Origin of the sequence: Sporolactobacillus shoreae, from assembly GCF_004684935.1 — a bacterium.
Classification (GTDB): domain Bacteria; phylum Bacillota; class Bacilli; order Bacillales; family Sporolactobacillaceae; genus Sporolactobacillus; species Sporolactobacillus shoreae.
On record NZ_SRJD01000004.1, the window covers coordinates 61,766 to 87,317 of the forward strand.

The window sequence follows — 25,552 nt, forward strand, 5'->3', positions numbered from 1 at the left end:
AAATTTGGCTTTTTACAGAAAAAAGAAATCGGTATCGGAATGGTTAGAACGGGCAAAGTCTGAAAAAGCCGCGATTAAAGTCAATGATCCGAAGACTCTGAACAAGCTTAAAATGCTTGATCTCACAGTTTATGATCTGCAGTTGCTTAAAACGCTGCAGCCTTATGTCAAGGAAGAAATCGGAAAGATTGCGAAAGAGTTCTATGCCAGCTTCTATCAGATTGACGAACTCAAAAAGATCATCGACCGCTACAGCTCAGTTGAAAAACTGAGCCAGACACTTGCCGTGCATGTAATGGATTTCTTTTCCGGCACGATCGATGCCGCTTTCCTGGCAAAACGGACCGGGGTGGGGAAGATGCATTATAAAATAGCTCTGACCCCGTCCTATTATATGGGAACATTTCAGAACCTCCAATCAAGCCTGGTGCAAATCGTGTTCCGGATGGTCAAAGATCCTGTTGCAGAAGAACGCCTGATTCATGCGATTAACAAGATAATCAGCCTGGAGCAGCAAATTGTGCTTGAAGTTTATGAAGCGGAGTATGCTGAAAATCTGAAAAAAGAATTCGAGGAAGGCCGTGACGATCTGAGATCGGCAATTGCACACGTTAGCGGCAATCTGACGCAGTTGTCTTCTCAGACTCATGAATCCGTCCGCAATTTGCTTGAACGCTTTACTCAGGTCAGAGAAATGGTGCGGCAGGGCAACGAAGAAACCCGAAATGCCAAAGTGCAGGCATCAGCAGGCAAGGCTCAGCTGGAGCAGCTTTTTGCTCAGGTCAATGATGCCAGCAGCTCAGTGAAGCAAATGGGCAAGATGGTCGAAAATCTGGAAAATTCGTCACAAGAAATCGGACGCGTGACCGCTCTTGTCAAGGATATTTCGGAGCAGACAAACATACTTGCCCTTAATTCCGCCATCGAGGCCGCCAGAGCCGGAGAATATGGGAAAGGCTTTACGGTTGTCTCACAGGAAATCAGGAAACTGGCAGAGGAAACCAATACAGCGATGGCCCAGATTTCTGAGCTGACAGCTAATTCTGCGACAGTCACTATGAACGTTGTGGAGTCACTGACCAAAACAGCCGGAATCATTGAAAAAGGGATGGGTGAATCAAAACAGACAGGCCAGAAATTTGATGCGATCATCGCTTCCGTTGAACAGAACAGCGCGTTGTCCGAGAAAACGGATAAACATGTAGACGCCCTTGCGGAAATTGCCGATCATCTTGGCAAGGGAACGGAAACTCTGACAGGCTCTGTGGATCAGCTGATGAAGCAATTATAACTAATGAGCCAATGGTTTAAATGCATTGAATAGACTGAAAAAAGAGAAACCACGCGAAATGTATCATCGTGTGGTTTCTCTTTATCTGTACTTTTTTTGAGAATCAATTCGTTGGCATTCGACACTTCCTTTTTGTACAATAAGATTATTGATTCAATAATCAGATTTTAATGTGAAGCGGGGAAACGCGATGACTCAGAGCCTTTCTGCAAATCAGTTAGTTTCGGATATGATTGAAAACGTTGAAACGGTTATCGTCGGGAAAAGGAATACGATCAGGATGATCACTGTCGCGCTGCTTGCTGGGGGCCATGTGCTGATCGAAGACATTCCTGGTGTAGGGAAAACAGTGCTCGTCCGTGCGATTGCCCGGTCTATTGGCGCTGAATTCAAACGAATTCAGTTCACTCCCGATTTGCTCCCGTCAGACATTACCGGTCTGTCGATATTCAATCAAAAAAACGGGGAATTTGAATTCAGGCCCGGTCCGTTAATGGGGAATGTCATTCTTGCCGATGAGATAAACCGTACATCACCGAAGACTCAGTCCGCTTTACTTGAGGGAATGGCTGAACGGCGGGTTACAGTGGACGGTGTGACAAGGCCCTTACCGGATCTGTTTTTTGTTATGGCGACACAGAATCCGATTGAGTACGAAGGCACTTATTCGCTTCCGGAAGCTCAGCTTGACCGTTTCCTGCTAAAGCTCTCCATGGGATACCCAAGCCGTACGGATGAGCTTGCTATTTTGGACAAGCATTCGGGTGAGGACCAGCTGGCGCAGATCAGGCCGGTGCTGACCGTTTCGGATATACTTGAACTTCGCCGGCAGGCGGAAAGTGTTTATGTTTCTGACAGTGTTAAAAATTATCTGCTCGATATTGTTATCGCGACAAGGAAGCATCCGATGATCGATCTGGGTGTCAGTCCGAGAGGATCGCTTGATCTTCTGAAAGCGGCGCGCGCCTTTGCGTTCGTTGATCAGCGCAATTATGTTGTTCCTGATGACGTGAAAGCAGTCGCTCCGTTTGTGCTCGCCCACCGTATTATTTTACGGCAGGATGAAGCAGGCAGGGAAGGGGCGGCTAAAACAGTCATTGAAAAAATTATCGACCATATTGGTATCCCGGTAATGACGAGAGAAATGATCCGATGAGCCGCTTTTTGTCACCGCTCCGCTATTTTAAAAATAAGGGCATTCCAAGACTTTGGATTATTTTCCTGGTCATCGGCCTGATGTTCTATTTCGCCATGGTTCAGGGCGGCTTCATCAGTTGGTTTATTTTCTACGCCTTTCTTCCCGTCGCAGGTTACATTTTGATTCTTCTTTTCTACCCTTTCAAGTCCATAATAGCGTCGCGGGTGATCCAGAATACGCAACTATTCGCGGGAGACACGCTGCACCTACGGATCATTTTGAGGCGAAAACTTCCGATACCTTTTTTTCTCGTCACCGTCTGTGAGGCAGAGGAAGATGAAGGGAACGCAAGACCCGGCGCTTCTGTTTCCGGCACTTTTTTGTGGCTTGGAACGCGTGCCTCTTTTTCCTGCTCGATTCCTGATATAAAGCGCGGAAAACATACTTTCTCTTCCATCGAGTTGAAAACAGAGGATCCATTCGGATTTTACCGTAAAAGGGTAAGGATATCCTGCGAGAGCGTCATCATTGTTTATCCGAAGGTGCGGCCTGTCGGATTTTCTGAAAACAGGCCGGGAAAAGCTTTTAACCCCCTTTCCCAGGACACCGATTTTTCTCAGTTCAGCGGGCTCCGGGCTTATCAGCCCAGCGACAGGTTGTCTTGGCTGGACTGGAAATCCACAGCTAAAACAAGCCACCTAGTAACGAAGCAGTATGAACCCGAAGGAGAAAGTCAGGCTTCCGTTGTTTTTGTTTCACACGAATTCGATTCAGACGAGTTATTTGAGAGAGGGGTATCTTTTACAGCCTCACTTGTTCAAACACTTCTCCGGAATCATTTTAACGTACGGCTGACCTGCGGTGCTGTTAGTCAAACTCTGCTGATCAGACAAAATAACCGGAAAGAATGGTCAGAAGCTTTTCTGATGCTTGCGGAACTCACAAAAAAAGATGCATTGAGGTCCGGCGATGTTCCGATCTCAAACAGGGAAAAAAGGGCGGGTTTTGCCGTCAGTACGGATCCTGAAATAGTTGAAAAGCTTGGCAGAAATGCCCGTTCCTCCGGCCTGTCTCAGACCTTGTTCTATGTTTCCAACCGCAATCAGGGGGAAAGCGTGAGCCGATATGCTTCATTGTTTTCCGCAATTTTTATTGTTTCTAGTGACGACTTCGGAAAAATTCTGAAGGCGGGGATTTGATATGCCGAATGTTTCAAATCGATGGCTTCGAGCGGTGATCCTTGCGCTGGGCATCTTTATTTTTTGGGAATGTATGAAGCCAGTCACGGAGCTGACAATTCTCCAGAGTCAAACCTTTCTATTCCTGTTTCTAGTCATTTTGGTGCTGCTGTTCTATTTTCAGCTGCCCCTCTGGCTCATCGGGTTGTCTGGGGTCATTCTGACCGGCTACGGCATTCATTTCTATTTTTACAGAAATGAACCGTATTTAAGCGCTCAGTGGATTCTATCGGCTGCCAGGGCTATTGGCGATAATGCTCTTTTAGTCTGGAGCGGAGATCTTGCGGATCTGTCTGATCTTTTCAGTGCTTTCCTCTTTTTCGTATTATTGTGGCTGGTTTGTTTTGTTGTGGCGCATTGGCTGAAAACGGGACGGCTCTATATGTTCTTCTTCCTGGCAGTCACAAGTCTCAGCATGATTGACACATTTACCTATTACAAAACGCAGCAATCCATAGTCTATGTCGCGGCGGCAGGGCTTCTTATTCTTGGCGTTCAGAGATACATCGTGATGCGGAGTCGTACCTCTGAGGCTCGCGGGCGGCAGTCCGTCGGGAAATGGATCATCGCGCTGGCCATTGCCGGATTGTTGCTCGTTTTTCTCGGTTTTGCCGGGCCGAAGCCTGGTCCGCAGTGGCCCAGTCCGATTTTATATTTGCAGAATAAGGGATGGCTCGGAGTTAACACAGCTGGCTCGTTTTTTTCGGCAGGCCAGCGTATCGGTTATGATGCGGACGATACCCATCTGGGTGGCTCACTCGGGATGGATTCGACAGTCCTTTTCACCGCTCATGTAAGCGGCGGGTCAAACTACTGGCGTGTCGCTTCGAAGGATGTCTATACCGGAAAAGGCTGGGAAAGCAGCGGCGGGAGCTACTCTCCTCTGATGCAGCCTTCGGGAGAAAGAGCCTTCTCGCTTTATGGAAGCAGTACGAAAGTAGCCAAGGAAACAGCCACTGTTTCTTTTTCAGCGGCAAGCCCGCCGATCCTGCCTTACATCGGACAACTGGCGGCCATCAACGTGCCGGGGAAGCAGCTGAAGATGAATCCGTTGGCGGGACAGGTGCTGACGCGCGACGAAAGCCGGGCGAAATCGGAACAAATCAGTTATCTTGAGCCGATCTACCAGTTGCAGGCACTGAGAAATACAACACCGGGAACGGATCCGCCTCTGGTACGGGAGCAGGATCTGCAGCTGCCCAAAGAGCTGCCCAACCGTGTGCGAACGCTGGCCTCCCGAATTACAGCCGGTGAAAATAACCGATATGACAAAGTCATGGCCGTCCTCAGATATCTGAAGTCATCAAGGTTCACCTATTCGACCACACAAGTTTCCCGCCCAGCGAGGAATCAGGATTACGTCGATCAATTTCTTTTTGATACACGCGTCGGCTACTGTGATAATTTTTCAACATCAATGGTTGTTCTTCTAAGATCTGCAGGCATACCGGCACGATGGGTTAAAGGATTTTCAGGCGGCACTTACAGCGGGGAAGCCATGGACACCGTCGGGGACAAAAAGGTGTCCCGATCTGTCTATGAAATCAGAAACGCGGACGCGCATTCATGGGTTGAAGCCTATTTTCCTGGGAGCGGTTGGGTAAGCTTTGAACCAACTCCGACTTTTGCCGATCCAGGCCGGTTTACAAATGCGGCGCAGGGAAATGGAAAAACATCATCCGCGGGTCGGACAAACACTGCGGAACGAAGCACAGCCGCAACCGGGCAGCAAACCCGACCGCAGCGTCAGCAGGCACAGACCAAGCAGACGCAGAATAGCGCGGGGATGAACCGTCAGCAGGCAAAGACCAAAGCGGCCGTCACTCATTCCGCAGGGAAGCAATTCACAGCCAAGTCTTCGAACAATAAATGGAAAACTTTTGGTCTGATCGTCGTGTTGGTCATTACCGGAACGGCTGTACTCGCTTTTATGACACGGAAAAAATGGCTGTCCTGGATCTATGTTAGAAAGCTGTCAAGGGTTTCTGTCAGAGATGTGCATTCTTTTAATAGCGCGTATACCGACCTGAACCGACTTTTAGGATTTATGGGAATACGACGCGAAAATACGCAGACACTTCGTGAATTCTCCGAAAGGGTTGACCGGAGGCTTTCAGGAAATAATATGACGCAGCTGACCGGATATTATGAACGGCTCGTTTATGCAGACCAGATCCGCATTTCGAACGAAGAACAGGTTGAAATCGGAATGCTGTTCAGGAAGATTGCTGCTCAATTGACTGACAAAAAGAAAAACTGACTGCCTCCCATTTTTCAAAGAGAAAACAGAATTAGTTTACGGCCCGAAAAATTGCCTGATCGTGATTTTTCGGGCCTTTTTTCTGTCGTCTTCTGTCTCCTGACAGGGTGTTATTATGGGGAGCCGGTTCATATGATGAAAAAGAAGCAGCGGCCCGAGAAGAATTCGGCCCGGAAAGGATGCTAGGGCGCATGAAAAGCGAAGAACTAAAAGCACTCGAAAAATCAATCGATCAGATCACTGAAATTGCAGAAGGCTTCGGACTCGATTTTTACCCGATGCGTTATGAAATCTGCCCCGCGGAAATCATTTACACCTTTGGCGCCTACGGAATGCCGACCCGATTTTCCCATTGGAGCTTCGGCAAACAGTTTTATAAAATGAAAATGCAGTATGATCTCGGACTGAGCAAAATTTATGAACTAGTCATCAACTCAGACCCTTGCTATGCATTTTTGCTGAATACAAACAGCCTGATCCAGAATAAAATGATCGTTGCCCACGTTCTGGCTCATTGCGACTTTTTCAAGAATAACGTCCGGTTTGTCAATACACGTCGGGATATGGTTGAAAGCATGAGCGCGACGGCGGAACGGATTCACCAGTATGAAGAGCAATACGGCCGAAAAAAAGTGGAAAAGTTTATTGACGCCGTTCTGGCGATTCAGGAGCATGTGGATCCGCGTATCATTCGCAAGGGTGACTGGCTGGACAATAAACCCGGAAGACCTGTGAAGAAGCGGAAACGCCCGCTTTCCGCCTATCAGGATTTGCTCAATCTGGATGAAGCGCAAGAGGTACAGCAAGAAGAAGCTAAAGAGAAATTTCCCAAAAGGCCGGAGAAGGATCTGCTGTTCTTTATCGAGGAATACAGCAGGAAGCTGGAGGACTGGCAGCGCGACATCTTAACCATGCTCAGAGAAGAGATGCTCTACTTCTGGCCGCAGCTCGAGACAAAAATCATGAACGAAGGCTGGGCCTCATTCTGGCATGCCCGCATCATGCGTGAACTTGACATGACTTCGGATGAGGCGGTTGAGTTTGCCAAACTGAACGCTCAGGTCGTTCAACCTTCCCGGCAGAGCATTAATCCATATTATCTTGGTCTTAAAATTTTTGAAGATATTGAAGAAAAGTATAATCACCCGAGTAAAGAGATGATTGAAACCGGGGTTAAAGAGGGATCAGGCCGTGAAAAAATGTTTGAAGTCCGCGAACTGGAATCCGATCAATCATTCATCCGTAATTATCTGAGCAAGGACCTTGTCCAGCGCGAAGATCTCTTTCTTTTCGAAAAGAAAGGAGATAATTACACGATCACAGACAAGGACTGGGAAAATGTCCGTGATCAACTTGTTTCAATGCGGGTGAACGGCGGTTTTCCTTACATTGTCGTGGAGAACGGGGATTATCGGGAGAACGGCGAATTACTGCTCATGCACCGATACGAAGGGATCGAGTTGGATGTCCGGGACATGGAAGGCGTGCTGAACTATGTCTTTCAGCTCTGGGGCAGAGCTGTCCACCTTCAGACCGTTATTGACGGACATCTGACGCTGTTCAGCTGCGAGAACGGCGAGGTCCACAGGAAAAGGGTGGAGGAGTAGGCTTAAGATTTCTATAGGGCAAATAGTTGCACCTTACAGCAAAGAAAGTGATCAAATCGGCTCACAATGGGTTGAATTTCGCTGATATTCGACAAACAAAGGGAGATATATTACTTCACATCTTTATTTATATTTGAACCTTGTTATTATCAATCACCCTCTGCAGCCGAAGGATATTTATTCCTTCGGTTGTTTGCTTCTTGGCGATGTTAAATTTTATTGTTGGATTGATCAATAGCAATAAAGTTATTTTCTCATATTGCCATTTCTATTTTCTTACGAAGATTTCACGACAGTTTTTCTGCGTCCTTATAGTGGAGAAGGCATAGTTTTACTGTGAAACTGACGGAGACTGGGTAATAGAGTCATCATTCGTCAGTTAGATCGAATCAAACTAATGCACCGAAATTGCATCTTTGGTGCTTAGTTTAATTAAGTGCATTTCTATAACTTTCGGTGCATTTAAAATTTAAATTTATGGGATTAAATTTTTTAATTATCTTTAAAATGTTGCGAATTTTTTATATCATTAGTACAAATCTATTCAATCACTAAATCTATGACAAAAAAAGGGCTTTAATTGGAAGTGACAAGATGGAACCGGTCATTCAAGTGAAAAATCTATCCAAAAAATTTTCAAACGTGCTGGCAGTTAAAAATATCTCATTTTCCGTACATTCTGGTGAAGTTTTCGGGATTATCGGTCCGAATGGTGCTGGTAAAACGACAACCATTGAGATCATCGAGGGACTTCAGGTACAGACACGTGGATCGGTTCAGGTTCTGGGGCTTGATCCGAAGAAAAATGTTTCAAAGATCCGGGAACAGATTGGTGTTATGTTCCAGCATACCGAACTGCAACGGAAAATCAAAGTATGGGAAGCCGTGGATCTGTTTTCAAACTTTTATTCGCACAATATTTCTGTTGAAGACGCTCTCCATAGACTGAATCTCGAACCGTACCGGAACCACTATTTCAGTCAACTCTCCGGCGGCTGGAAGCAAAAGGTGCTGCTGACGCTTGCCACTTTGCATGCCCCGAAGATTCTCTTTCTTGACGAGCCCAGTGCAGGACTTGATCCGAATTCACGCCGGGATTTGTGGCACTTGATCCTCTTATTACGTGATCAAGGAACGACAATCATTCTGACGACTCATTACATGGAGGAGGCGGAGCGATTATGTGACCGAATTGCTTTGATCAATCATGGTAAACTGGTTGGTCTCGACACGCCCGAAAGTTTAATCGCTCACCTTACAAAAGAAAAATCACTTATTATTCAGGGGGAGTCGATTGATTTGACAGAACTGAAGGCGCTGCCATCAGTAATGAAAGCAGTGCCGAGTAAAGAGATGATTCGCCTGACGGTGACGGACTTCCAGAAAGCCAGTTTTGAGGTCTTCTCTCTTGCTACCCGGTTGAATTGGAAAATCGATGATTTTCGTTATGACAGGGGAACGCTTGACGATCTGTTTGCACAGCTGTCAACAGAGAAGGAGGGAATGTTATGAAGGCACTGATGAAAATGACTGCTGTCGAGATGAAACTTTTTTTTCGTGATCCCCAATCTCTTTTTTGGACCTTTTTGTTTCCTTTCATCACTATTTATCTGCTCGGTTTTTTGTTTGGAGGCAGCCAGGTCGGCAATGTGGCTTACAAGCAGCTGCTGATCCCCAACATGATGGCCTTAACGCTAACCAGCACGTCTCTCTTTATACTTGGAATGAGGATTGTAAATTATAAAGAATCTGGTCTGTTAAGGACTTATCAAATCACGCCTCTGGGTGCCGGCCGCATGATCGGGGCTTTCTGTATCATGGGTCTTGTTGTCTTTCTTTTCAGCATGCTAATCGCTTATCTGAGCGGGTGGCTCCTGTACGGCATTCGGACACCTGTTCACATAATCGGTTTTTGGGGTGCTACACTGCTGTGTACATTGGGCATGTTTCCGCTCGGTATTCTGTTGACGGGCTTCAGTTCAACGATGGAAGGGGCGGCGGGGATTGGCACACTAGCATTGAACGTCCAGCTTCTTCTTTCTGGAGGCGTCATTCCTTATCAGCTACTCCCACTTCCACTTCCACTTAAGATTCTGGCTAAGTGTCTACCGCTCCATTATGTTAATGATCTGTTAACTGCTGAATGGACAGGACAATCTGTCAATTTTCTTAGCCTTGATGTTGGGATTCTTGCCGGAATGGCTGTTCTTTTCAGCGTATTATCAATCCGTTTCTTTCGCTGGTCATAAAAAATAAGGAAGGAAGTCAATTGACTATGAGGAAAAAAGTTAAGTGGTCGGAACGTAATACCACATGGAAAACCTGGTTTATAGCCGGTTGGATTCAAGGAGTGCTGGTCTTGATTGTGGTTATTATACTTCTCATCTATTTTTTTAATAAATGACGTCAAACGCTCTTCTCGTTCACTGGAACATAAGATCCAAGAAAAGAAGTTCGCGAGGGAGAGAAAAGGGCTAGTTGGAATGAACGGCGCTGCTCAGGAAGTGAACAACCTTATTCCAACCAACCGAGTCCATAACGTATAGGTTTTATTAAAATGAATATTGAGCTATTCAACGGGTATGATAGGCTGACTTTTTATAATGTAAACGTTATCATAATAGGGATGATGACATTGCTTTTATAGAAATAGGACAGCAGAATCAATAAAAATATTTCTTGCTTCAGATCCTGAAAAAATCGGAGGGATTTTCATGTTTGGGAGTTTGAAAGGTCATCGAGAGCAGGATCACACGATAGTTATTGAATTTGAGCGGAAAAACGTCCTGATTGAAATCATTGAGCCGTCCATTGTGCATTTCTTCGCTCCAATCGCTACTGAGCGCCGCGCTTCAAAAGCAGTGGAAAATTTGACGGTTAACCCTGGTGTCTTTTCCGTTGACTTACAGAACAGTCAGCTTGTTATAAAAACTGAAAAGCTCTTGATTCATGTCTTTGACGAATTTGTAGTAGATGTTTTTGATACCGCTGGTAATCGGTTATGCGCGGACTATCGTGGCAGTGCACGGCCTTTTGTCAGAAGGGGATCCGGTGAAGGGCTGGAAGTGGCGGCTGAAGAAGGGCATAAGCTGGAGGCTGAAAAGCATCGGCTGAAGATCCAGGCCCTGAAGAAAATGGAAAAGGACATGTTTTTTTATGGCCTGGGTGACAAAACGGGCCACCTGAATAAGAGAGGCTATCATTATAAAATGTGGAATACGGATGATCCAAGCCCTCATGTTGAAAGCTTCGAAGCGATGTATAAATCCATTCCTTTCTTCATTTCTCTGAAAGAGAAACAGGCTTTTGGTATCTTTTTCGATAACACCTACGAGTCCGTCTTTGATTTTGGAAAAGAAAACGATGACTATTATTCATTTGGCGCGGTGGACGGTAATCTTGATTATTATTTTATTTATGGTCCGTCGGTCAAAGAAGTGGTCGGCGGTTATACGCGCCTGACCGGAACAACGCCGCTTCCGCAATTATGGACGCTCGGTTATCAGCAGTGCCGCTGGGCCTATACACCTGAGCAACGACTGCGTGAAATCGCCGATACGTTCAGAGAAAAAGAAATTCCATGTGATGTACTTTATCTGGACATTGATTATATGGATGGCTATCGCGTCTTTACCTGGGACAGAAAAAAATTCCCGGATCCGGAGAAAACGCTGAAAGAGTTGAAGGATCAGGGCTACAAAGTGGTGACGATCATTGACCCGGGAGTGAAGAAAGACAAGGGGTATGCGATCTGCGATGAGGGGCTGAAAAATCGTTATTTTGCCGCGGACAAAGACGGTGTGCCCTACATCAATAAAGTGTGGCCCGGCGATTCGCTCTATCCTGATTTTTCAAATGAACGTGTCAGAAAATGGTGGGCCGGCAATCAAAAAATCATGACGGACACGGGTGTAGCAGGAATTTGGAACGATATGAATGAGCCGGCGAGCTTCAACGGTCCGTTGCCCGATGACGTAACCTTTAATAACGATGGTGTTCTGACGGACCATCGTGAGATTCACAATGTGTACGGACACTATATGTCCAAAGCGACCAATGAAGGGATTAAAAATGCGACAGGTCAGCGTCCGTTTGTCATTACCCGTGCCTGCTATGCGGGAACCCAGAAATACGCCACCGTCTGGACGGGGGACAATCAGAGCCTTTGGGAGCATCTGAGAATGTCTCTGCCGATGCTGATTAATCTCGGGCTGAGCGGCATCGCATTCTGTGGTACCGATGTTGGTGGTTTCGGTTTTGATTGCACCGCGGAGCTGTTGTCCCGCTGGGTTCAGGTCGGTGCATTCACACCACTGTTCCGCAATCATTCCAGTATTTTCACCAGAGATCAGGAACCATGGGCCTTTGATGAAGAAACAGAAGCCATTAATCGAAAATATATCCAATTGAGGTATCGGCTCTTGCCCTATCTTTACGATATTCTGCACGATGAAGAAACGACGGGGCTGCCGATGATCCGCCCTCTTCTGATGCATTACCAGGATGACCCGAAGACTTATGAGATCAATGATGAATTCTTATGCGGAGAAAATATTCTCGTCGCTCCGGTTGTCGGTCAGGGGGAGAGGGCGCGGATGGTCTATCTTCCCGAAGGCAATCGTTGGGTCGATTTCTGGACCAAAGGGATAGTTGAAGGCGGGCAGTACATTGTCCGGGATGCGCCGCTTGATGTCTGCCCGATTTATATAAAAGAAGGCAGTATTCTTCCCCTTTATCCGGTGCAAAATTTTGTTGGTGAAAAGCAGATCAAGCAGCTGACATTAGAGATTTATCCGCCTGAAAAAGGCAGGGAAAGCAACTATGTTCACTACCAGGATGACGGTTCGAGCTTTGACTATCGCTCGGGAGCTTATAATCTCTACCGTTTCTCCGCGCTAAGGAGCGAAGATGGAAGCATTCGCATCAGGTTGGAGAAAGAACACGCTGGTTATAAAATGGCGTATGAATCGTTTAAACTCGTGCTTCATCACATGAAACCGTCCCGGATCACAGCGAATGGGGAACTCGTCGCGTTCGAGGTATTTAAGAATCAGGCAACTTTTAAAATCGCTGATTTGGCCGATGTCCGAATTGAGATATGAGTTTGAACCGATAAAAAATCCCGCAGACACTATTCATCGTCTGCGGGATTTTTATTTAATTGACCTATTCAGGCAATAATACGAGTCCGTCTCTTAAGCTTTGACTGATCAGACGCCAGGCTCGCATGACATCGCTTTGTGATGGAGGCTCAATGTTTTCCAACGTGTAATCCAGCCCCATCTCTTTCCACTTATAAACCCCCATGTTGTGATAGGGCAGAATTTCCACACGTTCGACATTGTCCAGCGTGCCGATGAACGCGCCAAGCCGGGTCAAATCGTTCTCGGAGTCTGTGACGCCGGGGACGAGCACATGGCGGATCCAGACCGGAATATGTTTGTCTGAAAGGAGCCGGGCGAATGCCAGAATATTTGTGTTTGGCAGACCGGTCAGCCACTTGTGCTTCTCTGAATCGATCTCTTTCAGGTCCAGCAGGACAAGGTCCGTATATTGAGCCAGCTCGTCGAATGCCTGATGAAAATGCGGTGAATCGACATAGCAGCCTCCGGACGTATCAATCGCCGTGTGCACTCCGATTTGTTTACATGCTTTGAATAGCTCGGTCAGAAAAGGCATCTGCAGCAAGGGTTCTCCACCGCTGACGGTGATGCCTCCGCCCGAAGACTCGATGAATGGCAGGTAATCCTTCATTTCACCGACGATTTGTTCCGCACTCATTTCCTTGCCGATTCCGATTGCCCGGGTGTCGACGTTATGGCAGTACCTGCAGCGCAGCGGGCAGCCCTGGACAAACACAACGAACCGGATACCGGGTCCGTCAACCGTGCCGAACGATTCGACTGAATGAATATTTCCGAGAACCATTGGACCGGCCTCCTTTCCCAAACCTCAATTCAATACACTTTTCTCAGATTGCTTTATGGAATGTCCGGTGGATGACTTCCAATTGCTGCTCCCGGGTCAATTTAATAAAGTTAACGGCATAACCGGATACCCGGATCGTCAGCTGCGGATATTTTTCAGGGTGATCCATAGCGTCAATCAGTGTCTCACGGTTAAAGACGTTAATGTTAATATGATGACCCCCTTTGTAGGAATAGCCGTCCAGGAGTGCGATCAGGTTGGCAGCTCTCGTTTCTTCCTGTTTTCCCAAAGCTTGCGGAATGATGGAGAATGTATTTGAAATGCCGTCCAGAGAATCATGATAAGGCAGTTTGGCAACCGATGTGAGTGAGGCAAGCGCACCCTTGGTATCCCTGCCGTGCATCGGATTGGCGCCTGGAGCAAAGGCTTCTCCTTTAAGCCGTCCGTCAGGTGTGCTGCCCGTTTTCTTGCCGTAGACCACGTTTGAAGTAATGGTCAGGATGGACAGGGTTGGCACAGACTCACGATACGTACCGACTTTTCTCAATTTGGTCATGAAACGTTCGACCAGATCGACGGCGATGCTGTCCACACGGTCATCATTGTTGCCATATTTCGGGAAGTCCCCTTCCGTTTCAAAACCCGTCGCAAGACCATTTTCATCACGAATGACGCGAACTTTCCCATATTTGATCGCGCTTAGGGAATCGGCCGCCACGCTAAGCCCAGCGATTCCAGTTGCCATGGTACGCAGAATGTGTGTATCATGGAGTGCCATTTCAATACGCTCGTAGCTGTATTTATCATGCATGTAATGGATGACATTCAGTGTATTAATGTAAAGGTCGGCCAGCCAATCCATCATTCGGTCAAATTTCTGCATCACATCATCGTAATCAAGCACATCTCCGGTCACCGCGGCATAAGGAGGGGCAACCTGGACATTTTTGACTTCATCTACTCCGCCGTTGATAGCGTACAGCAATGTTTTGGCCAGATTGGCACGGGCGCCAAAGAACTGCATCTGTTTGCCGATTCTCATAGCGGAGACACAGCAGGCGATGCCATAATCGTCACCGTATTCGACGCGCATCAGATCGTCATTCTCATACTGAATGGCGCTCGTCCGTATCGATATTTTCGCACAGTACTTCTTGAACGTATCAGGCAGCCGCTTGGACCAGAGAACAGTCAGGTTCGGTTCAGGTGCCGGACCGAGGTTTTCCAGTGTGTGCAGAAACCGGAACGAGTTCCTCGTAACAAGAGAGCGTCCATCAACAGACATGCCGCCGATGGATTCGGTGACCCAGGTCGGGTCTCCGCTGAACAGTTCATTGTAGTCCGGAGTGCGCGCAAACTTGACAAGACGCAGCTTCATGACAAAATGGTCGACGATTTCCTGGACTTCTTCTTCAGTCAGTACATGGTTGGCCAGATCTCTTTCGATATAGATATCAAGGAAAGTCGACGTGCGTCCGAGGCTCATTGCCGCACCGTTCTGTTCTTTGACCGAAGCGAGATAGCCAAAATACAGCCATTGGAACGCTTCCCGGGTGTTTACGGCTGGTTTTGAAAGATCGAAGCCGTAGCTTGCAGCCATTGCTTTGAGTTCCTGAAGCGCGCGGATCTGCTCCGTCAATTCTTCTCTCAAACGGATTGTTTCCTCATTCATTTTATTACCTGTATTTTGTTTATCAATTTTTTTCTGCTTAATGAGAAAATCAACGCCGTAAAGTGCGACACGCCGATAATCGCCGATAATCCGTCCCCGGCCATATGCATCGGGAAGACCTGTGATAATTCCGACATGGCGGGCAAGTTTCATTTCATCTGTGTAGGCATCAAACACGCCTTGGTTATGGGTTTTTCTGTAATCCGTAAAAATTTTGTTGATTTCGTCACTCATTTTGTAGCCATATGATTCACACGCCTGTTTTGCCATACGGATGCCGCCAAACGGCATCAAAGACCGCTTAAAAGGCTTGTCGGTCTGAACGCCGACAACTTTTTCAATATCTTTATTCAGATAACCCGGCTGGTGAGAAATAATGGATGAAACGATTTCGGTGTCCATGTCCAGTACGCCACCGTTTTCCCTTTCCTTTTGAGACAGATCCATCACCTGATCCCAGAGAAGCCGGGTTGCTTGTGTCGCACCGGCCAGGAATGATTCGTCACCGGAATAAGAGGTCACGTTTTTCATGATAAAATCACGGACGTCAATTTCCTTCTGCCATTTTCCATCAACAAATCCATTCCAAGCAGACCTGTTTCTGTTTTCTTCTGCAATACCTTCCATGGTTCTTCATCTCCTCGTAAGATGGTCGAAGATTGAACTGATTCTCGAACACACTATAATTATAAAGGAAGAAATGAAATCGCTTACCTGGAGGATGTGTCTATTCTGTTAATAATTTGGAACAAGTATTGCATGGATTGCCAATGAAAGCGCATAATTAAAATTTTTGATAAAATAAGATCAGTTGATAAATTTTGACGGAGAGGAAGCGGTTTGATGAATTGTCCTGTGTGTGACGATGTGAGAATGAAGGAAGTCGAGAGAGAAGGAGTCATGATAGACGTTTGCCCGAATTGCAAAGGAATTTGGCTTGACCGGGGAGAACTGGAAAAACTTTCCCAAGGGGGCAGTGAAGCACGAAGGACCATTAATGACTGGCATGAACATCATGACGATGATGAGAGAGAACATGAACGCGAGTATGACAGGCGTCACGGCGATGACCGGTACGACGGACATGACAAGTATAATGGACATCACGGAAAGAAGAAAAAATCAGTGATGGATCTGTTTGGTGATTTGTTCGACTGAGTGCCGAACGGGCAGGGGAAGAGCGATATCGGGGATTTTCTTAAGACCCTATATCTCTTCGGTCACAGATGCTTTAATCCTTTAAATTTAGGCTTTGTTAAACTTTTCTGCTGTTTTCGCTCCAGACGCTCGCTTTCCGCGGGCGATCCGTGAGCCTCCTAGCTCGTTGCCCTCGCTGTGGGGTCTCACTTGGCTCGCTGATCCCGCAGGAGTCTCGCGCCTTCCGCTCCAATCAACGGAGAGGCAAAAACAACATTGAATTTAAACATAGCCTAAATTTAAAGTGCAAAAAAGAAATCGGGTGGCCCGGTTTCTTTTCATTTCCTGGACAGTTCGTACGGTGTCAAAGGTGGTATGCAGGTATGGATATAACGGATTTTTGGCGAGAGCATGGCATCGCTGCCCGACAAATGGCAATAATCCGGAAGGGATTCTGAATTTATATCACCCCAAACTTTTCCAACCCTCTGACAATACCATCCTGATCATTGGAACGGGTGACAAAATTGGCGGATGCTCTGATCGCTTCTGGTGCGTTTCCCATGGCGATGCCCACTCCGGCGAAACGAAGCATTTCAAGATCATTGAAGTTGTCCCCGAATGCGGCGGTCTCTTCACGCCCTATTTGAAAATCATTGATCAATAGTTCCAGCGCGGCCGCTTTATTAGCTCTCCGATCGGTAATTTCCAGATAGGTGGGCTTGGACTTGTAGATCGACGCGGCTGTATCGTTCTTTCCTAAAAAATTTTCCAGTTCGTCAATAATCGACGGGGAACCCATGCAAAGGATCTTGTTGATGGGTGGCAAGTCTTTTCCAGAGGAATCAAAATGGAAAGCTTGTGCGGGCGTGCCGGTAATCATTTTTTCCTGGACGACCCATTCGTTTTCTGAATCGGGAACCAGCCATTCATTCAGGCTATAGGCCGAAAAGCAGACTGAAGGGAACCGTTTACAAATTATTTGATAAATATCCCGCACAAGCTCTGGATCTAAATGAATGTTGCGTATCGGCCGATCCGGATTTTCAATATCGGGATTCCGGAAAACAAGCGCGCCTCCGTAACTGACAATCGGAGCATGAATATCAAGCTCCTTCTGAAGAGACATGATCGCGCCGGGCATCCGGGCTGAAACCAGGATAAAAGGAATCTGCTTTTCTGAACACTTACGCACCGCGTTCCGTGTTCCGGGACTGATCTGGTGGTTTGAGTTGAGCAGTGTTCCGTCAATGTCACTGAAAATCATTTTTATTGTCATCTTCATCGATCCCTTCTTTAATTGGCTACTTCCAAATCATTTGGCAATCAGAATTTTCGTTCCTCTACTTGCGGCCAGAGCATTGAACTCCGCCGGAAGTTCTCCATCAGAAATAATCACGTCAGCATCATCCCATTCAAGGGCCCTGTACCTGCTTTTTTTTGAAAACTTCAAGTGATCGGCCAGGACGATCGTCAGATCAGAGCTGGCGGAAGCCGTGCGGTTCATAAAGGCGTCGTCTTTGTCATCATAATAGAAGCCGTCAGCAGTAATTCCTGCTGCACCGAGAAATGCGGCATCGAAACGGATTGCCCCAATCTGTCTGACACTTTCGGCATCAAAAAAATATCGATTCGAGGCATTGAGAATGCCACCAAACAGAAAAACATCAATGTCCGCATGCTCTGCAAGCACTTCAGCCGTATCCAGTGAATGGGTATACACGGTCATCTCCCGATCCATTTGCTTGGCCATACAGGAAATCGTTGTCGATGCATTTAGAAAATAATGCCCCTCGGGGTGCAAAAATTCCAACGCTTTTGCCCCGATCATCATTTTTTCTTCGGAGTATTTCTGCAATCGTTCTCTGTAAGCAAGAATTGTGTTCTGAAAATCCGGAAGTGCAATGCCTCCATGTGTCCGTGTGGCAGCGCCTTTTTCAACTAATTTGACGATATCCCTTCTCGCGGTGTCGCGGGATATGTGATACAGTGTGCAGATTTCGCTGACGGTCATCGTCTGTGTTGCTTTCAAATGTTCGAGAATCAGCACAAGTCGCTCTTCCTGAAAAATAATAATCACCTCCTAATATAAGTAATTATAAGCATTTATTTTGTAAAATACAATTAATTATAAGTATTATAATGACTTTGAATAATTTTTTATAAGTTAAAAAGTGAAGGATAATGAACACGGAGATTCAAAAAAATAATTATTGCATGGGCATCATAAAATTGACAGATCAGAAAATAACGGCTACAATAAAGTAGACCTAATGTGAATGATTAGATTATCCTGTAGTTTTTTCCTGCAAGTGAATAAGTTGCTTTGTTCGTGTATAGAATGAATTGAGGGATGGTATGAAAAATCAGGGTGTTTTTGCGCTGAATCATACTGGCTCGGTCAGAGGAACCGTAAGGATGGAAGAGAGGTAGGGCTTTCATTGTTTCGGCGCCGGAAAGCGTTTTGAGGTTTTATTTATATTAGGCCAAATTTTATGTATATCGTGTGATAAAGTGTGACATTTATAATTCTCATGTTATAAAGAGTTATCAATGTGCAGTTCCTTTATTGATACTTTTTATAATATGTGAATTTTTTATTTACAGGAGCGAAAATCCGGCTTATTGTGCGGGTTGCAGTGATAGGCAGAACGGTCGCTTTCGGATAAAACATGCGCATATAACAATTTTTAGGAGTGATTTTTTTGAAGACAGGTACAGTAAAATGGTTTAACGCAGACAAGGGTTTTGGTTTTATCGAAGTTGAAGGCGAAAATGATGTATTCGTACATTTCAGCGCAATTCAGGGCGACGGTTTCAAGACTCTTGACGAAGGTCAGGCTGTTGAATTCGAAGTTGTTGAAGGCAACCGCGGACCGCAGGCAGCTAACGTAACAAAGCTGTAATTCGGATCTGCTAAAAAAATTGTTCTCCTTTAATGGGGAGCAATTTTTTTTGCGGTTTTTTCAGGCAACGGACTGGATAATACCGTCAGATTACTCTAAGATAACGATGATACATATTTGAGCGATGGGAGATGTGAAAAATGTCACAACTGGAAGACATTTTAACGTTCAATAAAAATTTTGTGGAGAAAAAAGCTTACGAGCCCTTTGTAGCCTCAGGCCATCCGGCTAAAAAAATGACGGTTGTCACGTGTATGGACTGCCGGTTGATCGAACTCCTGCCGCAGGCTTTGAATATTAAAAACGGGGACGCGATTATGGTCAAATGTGCGGGCGGCATGATTGAAGATCCCTATAGCAGCACAATGAAAAGCATTCTGGTTTCACTTTATGAACTGGGATCGGAAGCCGTGTACGTGATTGGCCACACCGATTGCGGCATGCACGGGCTGGAAGCGAAGAACATGATCGAAGACATTAAAAAACGCGGAGTGAACGATCAGTCTTTTGCTGTCGTACGTGCTCAGGGTGTTAATCCTGAGGAGTGGCTGAACGGTTTTCAGTCCGTGGACGAGCAGGTGAGAAGCAGTATCGCGGTTGTAAAAAACCATCCGCTTCTTCCGGCAGGTACACCTGTATTTGGCCTGGTCATTGATCCGAAGACAGGAGAATTAAGATCGATAAAATGACAGCCTGAAGGTCTGCTCACTAATGAGCCAGGAAACCGATCATTTCCTTGTCGCCTGCCAGTGCTAAAAATTCCCACTTTTTTTCGGGAATATAGAAATCTTTTGCGGAGCACAATAGGTGTACAAGGGAGGTGAGACCCATGGCAAATTCAAATCAGTTAGTTGTGCCAGGTGTACAGCAAGCACTTGATCAGATGAAAGCGGAAATTGCCAGCGAATTTGGTGTAAATCTCGGACCGGATACGACTTCCAGAGCAAACGGTTCCGTTGGAGGAGAAATTACCAAACGTCTGGTTGCTCAAGCACAGTCTCAGTTCGGCGGCTATTCGAAATAAGTGAACGAAAAGAATTGATACTGGAGAACGGCGATTGAGCCGTTCTCTTTTTTTTACCAACCCGGGTTACCTGCTTGGCGGTGTTATCGGACTGATACAGGGGCTCTTTATACTTTTGATCTGAAACGGTGCAAACCGCCTTACGAATTTGAGGATTTCCAAATTTCAGAGCCTGTCATGCCTTGTTCTATTTTTTAAGATCTGTTCATAAATTGGGAACAGGAATGAGGAACCGATATGGAATTCCGAAAAGGGGGAGGACCTTGGTATATCGCTTGCTTGCGCTGGACATCGACGGGACTCTTTTGAACAGCAGTAACCGTCTGGACCGGCAGACAAAAGACGCCATTGCCTATGCAGTAAAAAAAGGAATCGTTGTGACTCTTGTTTCAGAACGGCATTTTCACTCGGCGGCGAAAGTTGCCCGGGCTCTGAGGCTGACGCACCCGATCATTGCGCATAACGGGGCGTTCGTCTCTTCGTCAATCGATCATCCGGTTTATACGAGCAAAATCGATCATAGTGTCTTAATTCAGTTGGCTGAATATCTTGAAACATATCCGTGCCAGATCCAGATTTCCCATGAACGGCTGTCCATCAGCAACCGGCCGCGCCAGAAGAATCTGATTGCAAAAATGACCATTGGCATGAATGAACCGCTTTTCTACCCTGTGACCTATGTGGATACACTCAGTCAGTATCTGCTCGAGAATTATGAAGGCGCAACAGACGTGAAAGTGAAATTGAAGGATGAACATGTGATCGACGAAATAGAAAAGGCAATGGGCGACTATTTCCCCTCACTTGATGTCAGCAGAACTTCGTCGTTTGATCTGACACTTGTCCGGAAGGGAACGTCAAAGTTCAACGGATTGCTCTTTTTTGCCGGGCAGCTTGGTATCCCGCTGCATGAGATTGTTGCCGTCGGCGACGGATCTGAAGACGCGGAGATGATTGAAAAAGCGGGACTGGGCGTTGCGATGCGCAACGCTTCTCCAAGGGTAAAAAAAAGCGCCGGATGGATTACACGGTCGAACGATATGGACGGAGTGGCTTACGCCGTAAGAGAAATATTCCGCAAACAGCTTCGCGTTCATTAATTTACTTTATACCAAGGCTAAGAAGATCACTCGTTCTACAGTGATCTTTTTTGTTACATAATAATTGAGAACGTGTGATCGTCTGATGATTATGATAAAATGGACACAAGTGAGAAAAGAGAGGCGGAGAAATAGAATGATTCGGTTTATTCATGCAGCCGATTTTCATCTGGACAGACCGTTTGAAGGACTCTCAGAACTTCCCGGTTCACTGCATGAACGGGTAAAGGAGAGTACATTCAGAGCGCTTGACCGTCTGATTGACCGCACGCTGGCTGAAAAACCGGAATTTCTGATTATCGCCGGTGATGTGTTTGATGACAGCCACAGAAGTCTGTCCGCACAGCGCCGCTTTATCCGCGCGATGGAAGTTCTCAGGGAAGCGGATCTGCCTGTATATCTTGTGTTCGGCAACCACGATCATTTGGATGATCCTTGGAACAGGTTGAAATTTCCGGATAATGTTCATGTTTTTCCGGCTACACCAACCATGCTCCCGTTTGTGAGCCGGGACGGGCAGCGGGTCAATTTGTACGGATTCAGCTACGCGCAGCGCAGCGTCCCTGAAGATATGGCCGCAGGGTATGAAAAACAGGGCGATGCCGATTATCATATCGGAATTCTGCATGGCGCCCTGCGGTCCGGAGATGGGGAGAATGCTTATGCCCCCTTTACAGTAAGTGAACTGACGGAGAAGAATTTTGATTTCTGGGCGCTCGGACATATTCATAAAAGGCAGCAATTGTCCCCCACGCTGCCGATCTGGTATCCTGGCGATCTTCAGGGATTGTCGATTAAAGAAACCGGAGAAAAGGGCGCGTCTGTTGTTGAGATAGACAAGCAGGGCTCCCACGTACACTTTTTCCCGACAGCTGATATCCTTTGGAAAAAGAAAAAACTGGAACTTGAGGGGGATATTTCAGCAGATCGCCTGGAAGCGGCTGTCGAGAAAATCAAAGCTGAGGCGCGACGCGATCATGTCGGCATTTTTCTCCGAATAGAATTTCTTTTTTCGAGTACAGCACAGACTTGGAACAGCACAGATTTGATGATACATGAGCTGACTGACGCGATAAATGACGGGGAGGAAAGCCGTGATGATTTTGTGTGGCTCCTTCCGGGAACGTTCAGCATCAAGCCGGAATGGGACCGCGGCGGTATTCTTGAGAGTCCGCACTTTGTGGGTGATGTATTCCGGCTGATCGAACATGAAAACAATGTGACTGATGCGGTCAGTTTGTTATTTGATCACCACTCGGGCCTCAGATACCTGAATCCGGTAGATAAGGAAGAACTGAGTAAGATACAGGAACAGGCTGAGCAGCTGATTGCCGACAGCCTCTTTACTGATAAAAGCAGCTAATGCACTGTTTTGCATAAAAGGAGGAAGCATCCGCAGACGCGCGGAACTGCTGGGCTAACATGAAAATCAAGGAATTGGACATCCATCAGTTCGGCCGTTTCGAAGGCCGGAAAATTAACTTGCCGGAATCTCCTTTCGCTTTCATTTATGGCGCGAACGAGGCCGGAAAATCCACGGTCATGAATTTCATTCTTTGCACGCTGTTCGGATATCCACAAAGAACTGCGCTAAGAAAATGGGTAGATGAAGGCGCCGAAGTAAGAATCGGCGGGTCGGTTGTATTTGCAGGGGATGACGGAAGGGACTATCGACTCGAGAGAGTGTATACCAAAAACGGTGCACCCGAGCTTTTTATCGGAAACAGTGAGCGGAGTTCCATTAACAAGGTCCTTCCGGGCGTCGACCGTATGCTGTTCCGGAACGTTTTCTGCTTTGATCTTGACGGCCTCCGGGGCATTGAGAAAACAAAGCCTTCAGACTTGAATGACCTGCTCCTTGGCGCCGGGATGATCGGCAGCAGCCACCTATCGGATCTCGAGCATGAGCTTGCGAAAAAAACAGACCTGATTTTTAAGAAAAAAGGCAAAGTTCCTGAGATCAATCAGCTGTTTCAGAGATTGGACCAGTCCGCGGCCGATCTGAAAAAGTGGGAGAAAAAACTGGATGTGTACCGCGAAATACAGCAGGGAATAGCGAAAGACCAAATGGAAATCCGGAAACTTGAGGATGAGAGAAAGATTGTACAAGCCCGGTTCATGGAATGGACGGCCTTTTCATCGGTTCGGCCGCTGATCGCTGGATTCCGCCTACTTGAAGAGGAGATCGGAGACGCGGAAACTTCAGTCTCTTTCCCGAAGTGGGGCCGTTCCCGGTTTAGTGATCTGGAGAAACTGGCAGCGGGGACAGATAATGAGATTGCAGACTTGAATGAGCAGATTCAGTTTCTGAACGAATCCATGGCCGCAATACCGATCAGGAAAAACTGGATCCTGGCTGAGGGGAGGCTTTCGGCATGGTTTCACTCTGCCGCCCGTGATGAGCAGGATTTACGGGAGATTGAGCGGTTAGGAAGGAAGATTCGGGCCAATCGGGCGGGATATGCTGCACTCCTCGAACGCCTTGGTTCTGAATGGGATACTGAAAAAATATTAAATGCCTCTGTCAGCCTTCCTTTCTTTCGCCAGTTAAAGGAGAAAGTTGATCAATGGAACGGCTTGGATCTGGAAAAAAGAAATGCAGCACACGCCCTCGAAATGCAGAAGACTGAGGTTGATCAGCTTGAACTGCGGCTAAAGCAAATTGAAAACCGTCGGACAGATGAAGAGACCAGCAGGGCGTATTCCGGCCGCCGGGCATCGGCTGAAGGAAAAAAGAAATTCCCCGCTCTTATGCCCGTATCCATTGCAGCGGTTCTACTGACGATCTTATTCTCCGGCTTTTCCGCCATTCTCATTACCCCATTTGCGGCCCTTACCGTTCTCGGCTTTGGTCTGCTGCTCTCAGCCTTTTACATTCTGGCAATGTTCAGATTGCGCCAGGAGAGCCGGCCGCCCATTTCTGGTGACAACGATCATCGCCGGGAAGCGGAAGCGAGACTCACGGAAGAGCAGTTATCTGCCGCAAGAACGAAATGCGCCATTCAGGAGCAAAACTACAGTTCGTTCGAGAATCGTCTATTGGAAGTTGCAAGTCACAACCGAAACTGGCTGAAGGAAAATGGTTATGCGGAAAATAGTATTGTCCCAGCTGAAGAAGCGTCGCGACTGATAGGCGAGGCACGTGCGTTCTTAGGTAAACTGGATGAACTGAATACGGAATTGGAAGCACGGGGTGCGGATCATAACCAGTTTATTGATGAAAAGTTGAGGCTGACGAAAGAATTGTCCCTGCCTGAAGGAGACGCGGCTTATATCGAACAGCAGTTCAATCTGGAAAAAGAAAAGTATGCGCGGATTCATAATTTAGTTAGCAAGCGGGATGTTTTACTGCAGCAGAAGAAACGCCTGGATCAGAAGAAAGCGCGTCTTCATCATGAAATGCTTTCTCTTTTTGAACAGGTGGGAGTGGAAAATCGGGACCGGTTCATCGAAGCGGCAGATCAATCCGATCGGATACAAAGTCTGGTTGAAAAGCGCGATGACCATCTCCTGCAGATGATTGAAGGCTCAGGTGGGGAAGAACAGCTGAAGCATTTCATTGCGGATTTTGACCAGGGTAAATGGGAAGGTATCGATGAGAGTAATTTCAGAGCTCGACTGTCAGATCTTGACGGCAAAATCAGAACGACGCGTAACCTTCTCTCTGAAAAGCAGGCGGAGAACAAAAATCTGGAAGAAAACGATACGTATAGAGATAAGTTGGACAGCTATCAGCAACTTCTTGAGGAAGTTAATAGTAAGGCGAGAGAATGGGCTGTGTACAGAACGGCTCAGTGGGCGATTGAACGGGCGAAGGATCAGTACCGCAGGCAGAGGCTGCCGAAAATTCTGAACCGGGCGAAGGCTTATTTTGAAAGTATCACATCCGGTGAATACGTCGGCCTTCAGCTGTACCAAGAGGGCGGTTTTATTGCCGAAAGAAGAGACGGGCGGCACTTTAAAGCTGATGAACTGAGCCGCGGTACGGCCGAACAGCTATACCTTTCTTTGCGGCTCGCACTGGCTGAATTAGTCAGTCCCGGAGAAAAGCTTCCGCTGATCATTGACGACAGTTTAGTCAATTTCGACAGCGAGCGTTCAGATCGGACGCTCACACTTCTAAAAAAGGTTTCTGAACAGCGCCAGGTTATTCTTTTCACATGCCACCGTATGCCACCACACTTTGTCTCAGACGAATCGGTGATTACCTTGGCTTAAGGGCAGACGAAAAAGCTTTTCGGGAACATTGTC

Annotated in this window: 19 protein-coding genes; 15 read left to right on the plus strand and 4 right to left on the minus strand. The window is 46.8% G+C overall.

Annotation, left to right across the window (positions count from 1 at the left end):
* Positions 1-4 precede the first annotated feature (4 nt).
* The 8 genes from E4665_RS05045 to E4665_RS05080 all read left to right on the plus strand — a co-directional run bounded on the left by E4665_RS05045 (position 5) and on the right by E4665_RS05080 (position 12,636).
* Positions 5-1,291 carry a globin-coupled sensor protein gene (locus E4665_RS05045; protein WP_135347709.1) on the plus strand — a complete coding sequence of 429 codons (1,287 nt, stop codon included), beginning with the start codon at positions 5-7 and terminating at the stop codon, positions 1,289-1,291.
* Positions 1,292-1,481: 190 nt separating this feature from the next.
* Positions 1,482-2,447, plus strand: a complete 966-nt coding sequence (locus tag E4665_RS05050; protein WP_135347710.1) for an AAA family ATPase — start codon at positions 1,482-1,484, stop codon at positions 2,445-2,447.
* A complete protein-coding gene (locus tag E4665_RS05055; protein ID WP_135347711.1) occupies positions 2,444-3,628 on the plus strand; it encodes a DUF58 domain-containing protein in 1,185 nt (394 codons plus the stop codon). The genes E4665_RS05050 and E4665_RS05055 overlap by 4 nt, the downstream gene beginning before the upstream one ends.
* A 1-nt stretch (position 3,629) precedes the next feature.
* Positions 3,630-5,927: a transglutaminase TgpA family protein gene (locus E4665_RS05060; protein ID WP_135347712.1), complete on the plus strand. Its 2,298-nt coding sequence runs from the start codon at positions 3,630-3,632 to the stop codon at positions 5,925-5,927.
* Between the two features lie 191 nt (positions 5,928-6,118).
* Positions 6,119-7,534, plus strand: coding sequence for a SpoVR family protein (locus E4665_RS05065; RefSeq protein ID WP_135347713.1), 1,416 nt, complete (start codon positions 6,119-6,121; stop codon positions 7,532-7,534).
* A gap of 594 nt (positions 7,535-8,128) precedes the next feature.
* On the plus strand, positions 8,129-9,046 hold the full coding sequence (locus E4665_RS05070) for an ABC transporter ATP-binding protein (RefSeq protein WP_135347714.1): 918 nt from the start codon (positions 8,129-8,131) through the stop codon (positions 9,044-9,046).
* On the plus strand, positions 9,043-9,783 hold the full coding sequence (locus E4665_RS05075; protein WP_135347715.1) for an ABC transporter permease: 741 nt from the start codon (positions 9,043-9,045) through the stop codon (positions 9,781-9,783). The genes E4665_RS05070 and E4665_RS05075 overlap by 4 nt, the downstream gene beginning before the upstream one ends.
* A 465-nt stretch (positions 9,784-10,248) precedes the next feature.
* Positions 10,249-12,636 carry a glycoside hydrolase family 31 protein gene (locus tag E4665_RS05080; protein ID WP_135347716.1) on the plus strand — a complete coding sequence of 796 codons (2,388 nt, stop codon included), beginning with the start codon at positions 10,249-10,251 and terminating at the stop codon, positions 12,634-12,636.
* Positions 12,637-12,700: 64 nt separating this feature from the next.
* On the opposite strand, the gene pflA is transcribed toward E4665_RS05080, so the two are convergent.
* Positions 12,701-13,462: a pyruvate formate-lyase-activating protein gene (gene pflA, locus E4665_RS05085; protein ID WP_135347717.1), complete on the minus strand. Its 762-nt coding sequence runs from the start codon at positions 13,460-13,462 to the stop codon at positions 12,701-12,703.
* A 43-nt stretch (positions 13,463-13,505) separates the two neighbouring features.
* Positions 13,506-15,761: a formate C-acetyltransferase gene (pflB, locus tag E4665_RS05090; RefSeq protein WP_135347718.1), complete on the minus strand. Its 2,256-nt coding sequence runs from the start codon at positions 15,759-15,761 to the stop codon at positions 13,506-13,508.
* A gap of 216 nt (positions 15,762-15,977) precedes the next feature.
* On the opposite strand from pflB, the gene E4665_RS05095 reads away from it, so the two are divergent.
* Positions 15,978-16,292 carry a TFIIB-type zinc ribbon-containing protein gene (locus tag E4665_RS05095; protein ID WP_135347719.1) on the plus strand — a complete coding sequence of 105 codons (315 nt, stop codon included), beginning with the start codon at positions 15,978-15,980 and terminating at the stop codon, positions 16,290-16,292.
* A gap of 439 nt (positions 16,293-16,731) precedes the next feature.
* On the opposite strand, the gene E4665_RS05100 is transcribed toward E4665_RS05095, so the two are convergent.
* A complete protein-coding gene (locus E4665_RS05100) occupies positions 16,732-17,550 on the minus strand; it encodes a Cof-type HAD-IIB family hydrolase (RefSeq protein ID WP_135347847.1) in 819 nt (272 codons plus the stop codon).
* A gap of 36 nt (positions 17,551-17,586) precedes the next feature.
* On the minus strand, positions 17,587-18,321 hold the full coding sequence (locus tag E4665_RS05105) for a DeoR/GlpR family DNA-binding transcription regulator (protein ID WP_241654690.1): 735 nt from the start codon (positions 18,319-18,321) through the stop codon (positions 17,587-17,589).
* A 655-nt stretch (positions 18,322-18,976) separates the two neighbouring features.
* Here E4665_RS05105 and E4665_RS05110 point away from each other — a divergent pair.
* The 6 genes from E4665_RS05110 to E4665_RS05135 all read left to right on the plus strand — a co-directional run bounded on the left by E4665_RS05110 (position 18,977) and on the right by E4665_RS05135 (position 25,519).
* Positions 18,977-19,177: a cold-shock protein gene (locus E4665_RS05110; protein ID WP_100488948.1), complete on the plus strand. Its 201-nt coding sequence runs from the start codon at positions 18,977-18,979 to the stop codon at positions 19,175-19,177.
* A 140-nt stretch (positions 19,178-19,317) separates the two neighbouring features.
* Positions 19,318-19,866 (plus strand): beta-class carbonic anhydrase, encoded by a 549-nt coding sequence (locus tag E4665_RS05115; protein WP_135347720.1) that lies wholly within the window; start codon positions 19,318-19,320, stop codon positions 19,864-19,866.
* A 140-nt stretch (positions 19,867-20,006) separates the two neighbouring features.
* Positions 20,007-20,201: an alpha/beta-type small acid-soluble spore protein gene (locus tag E4665_RS05120; protein ID WP_135347721.1), complete on the plus strand. Its 195-nt coding sequence runs from the start codon at positions 20,007-20,009 to the stop codon at positions 20,199-20,201.
* A gap of 263 nt (positions 20,202-20,464) precedes the next feature.
* Positions 20,465-21,301: a Cof-type HAD-IIB family hydrolase gene (locus tag E4665_RS05125; protein WP_135347722.1), complete on the plus strand. Its 837-nt coding sequence runs from the start codon at positions 20,465-20,467 to the stop codon at positions 21,299-21,301.
* Positions 21,302-21,437: 136 nt separating this feature from the next.
* Positions 21,438-22,664: a metallophosphoesterase family protein gene (locus E4665_RS05130; protein ID WP_135347723.1), complete on the plus strand. Its 1,227-nt coding sequence runs from the start codon at positions 21,438-21,440 to the stop codon at positions 22,662-22,664.
* A gap of 59 nt (positions 22,665-22,723) precedes the next feature.
* Entirely contained in the window at positions 22,724-25,519 is a 2,796-nt protein-coding gene (locus E4665_RS05135; protein WP_135347724.1) for an ATP-binding protein, read from the plus strand.
* Positions 25,520-25,552 lie beyond the last annotated feature (33 nt).

What these genes read in the sequence shown, in the direction of transcription:
- E4665_RS05130 (WP_135347723.1), top strand. Translation starts at nt 21,438, where the DNA reads ATGATTCGGTTTATTCATGCAGCCGATTTTCATCTGGACAGACCGTTT.
- E4665_RS05055 (WP_135347711.1), top strand. Translation starts at nt 2,444, where the DNA reads ATGAGCCGCTTTTTGTCACCGCTCCGCTATTTTAAAAATAAGGGCATT.
- E4665_RS05100 (WP_135347847.1), bottom strand. Translation starts at nt 17,550, where the DNA reads ATGACAATAAAAATGATTTTCAGTGACATTGACGGAACACTGCTCAAC.
- E4665_RS05120 (WP_135347721.1), top strand. Translation starts at nt 20,007, where the DNA reads ATGGCAAATTCAAATCAGTTAGTTGTGCCAGGTGTACAGCAAGCACTT.
- E4665_RS05065 (WP_135347713.1), top strand. Translation starts at nt 6,119, where the DNA reads ATGAAAAGCGAAGAACTAAAAGCACTCGAAAAATCAATCGATCAGATC.
- E4665_RS05070 (WP_135347714.1), top strand. Translation starts at nt 8,129, where the DNA reads ATGGAACCGGTCATTCAAGTGAAAAATCTATCCAAAAAATTTTCAAAC.
- E4665_RS05135 (WP_135347724.1), top strand. Translation starts at nt 22,724, where the DNA reads ATGAAAATCAAGGAATTGGACATCCATCAGTTCGGCCGTTTCGAAGGC.
- pflA (WP_135347717.1), bottom strand. Translation starts at nt 13,462, where the DNA reads ATGGTTCTCGGAAATATTCATTCAGTCGAATCGTTCGGCACGGTTGAC.
- E4665_RS05050 (WP_135347710.1), top strand. Translation starts at nt 1,482, where the DNA reads ATGACTCAGAGCCTTTCTGCAAATCAGTTAGTTTCGGATATGATTGAA.
- E4665_RS05075 (WP_135347715.1), top strand. Translation starts at nt 9,043, where the DNA reads ATGAAGGCACTGATGAAAATGACTGCTGTCGAGATGAAACTTTTTTTT.
- E4665_RS05060 (WP_135347712.1), top strand. Translation starts at nt 3,630, where the DNA reads ATGCCGAATGTTTCAAATCGATGGCTTCGAGCGGTGATCCTTGCGCTG.
- E4665_RS05095 (WP_135347719.1), top strand. Translation starts at nt 15,978, where the DNA reads ATGAATTGTCCTGTGTGTGACGATGTGAGAATGAAGGAAGTCGAGAGA.
- E4665_RS05080 (WP_135347716.1), top strand. Translation starts at nt 10,249, where the DNA reads ATGTTTGGGAGTTTGAAAGGTCATCGAGAGCAGGATCACACGATAGTT.
- pflB (WP_135347718.1), bottom strand. Translation starts at nt 15,761, where the DNA reads ATGGAAGGTATTGCAGAAGAAAACAGAAACAGGTCTGCTTGGAATGGA.
- E4665_RS05115 (WP_135347720.1), top strand. Translation starts at nt 19,318, where the DNA reads ATGTCACAACTGGAAGACATTTTAACGTTCAATAAAAATTTTGTGGAG.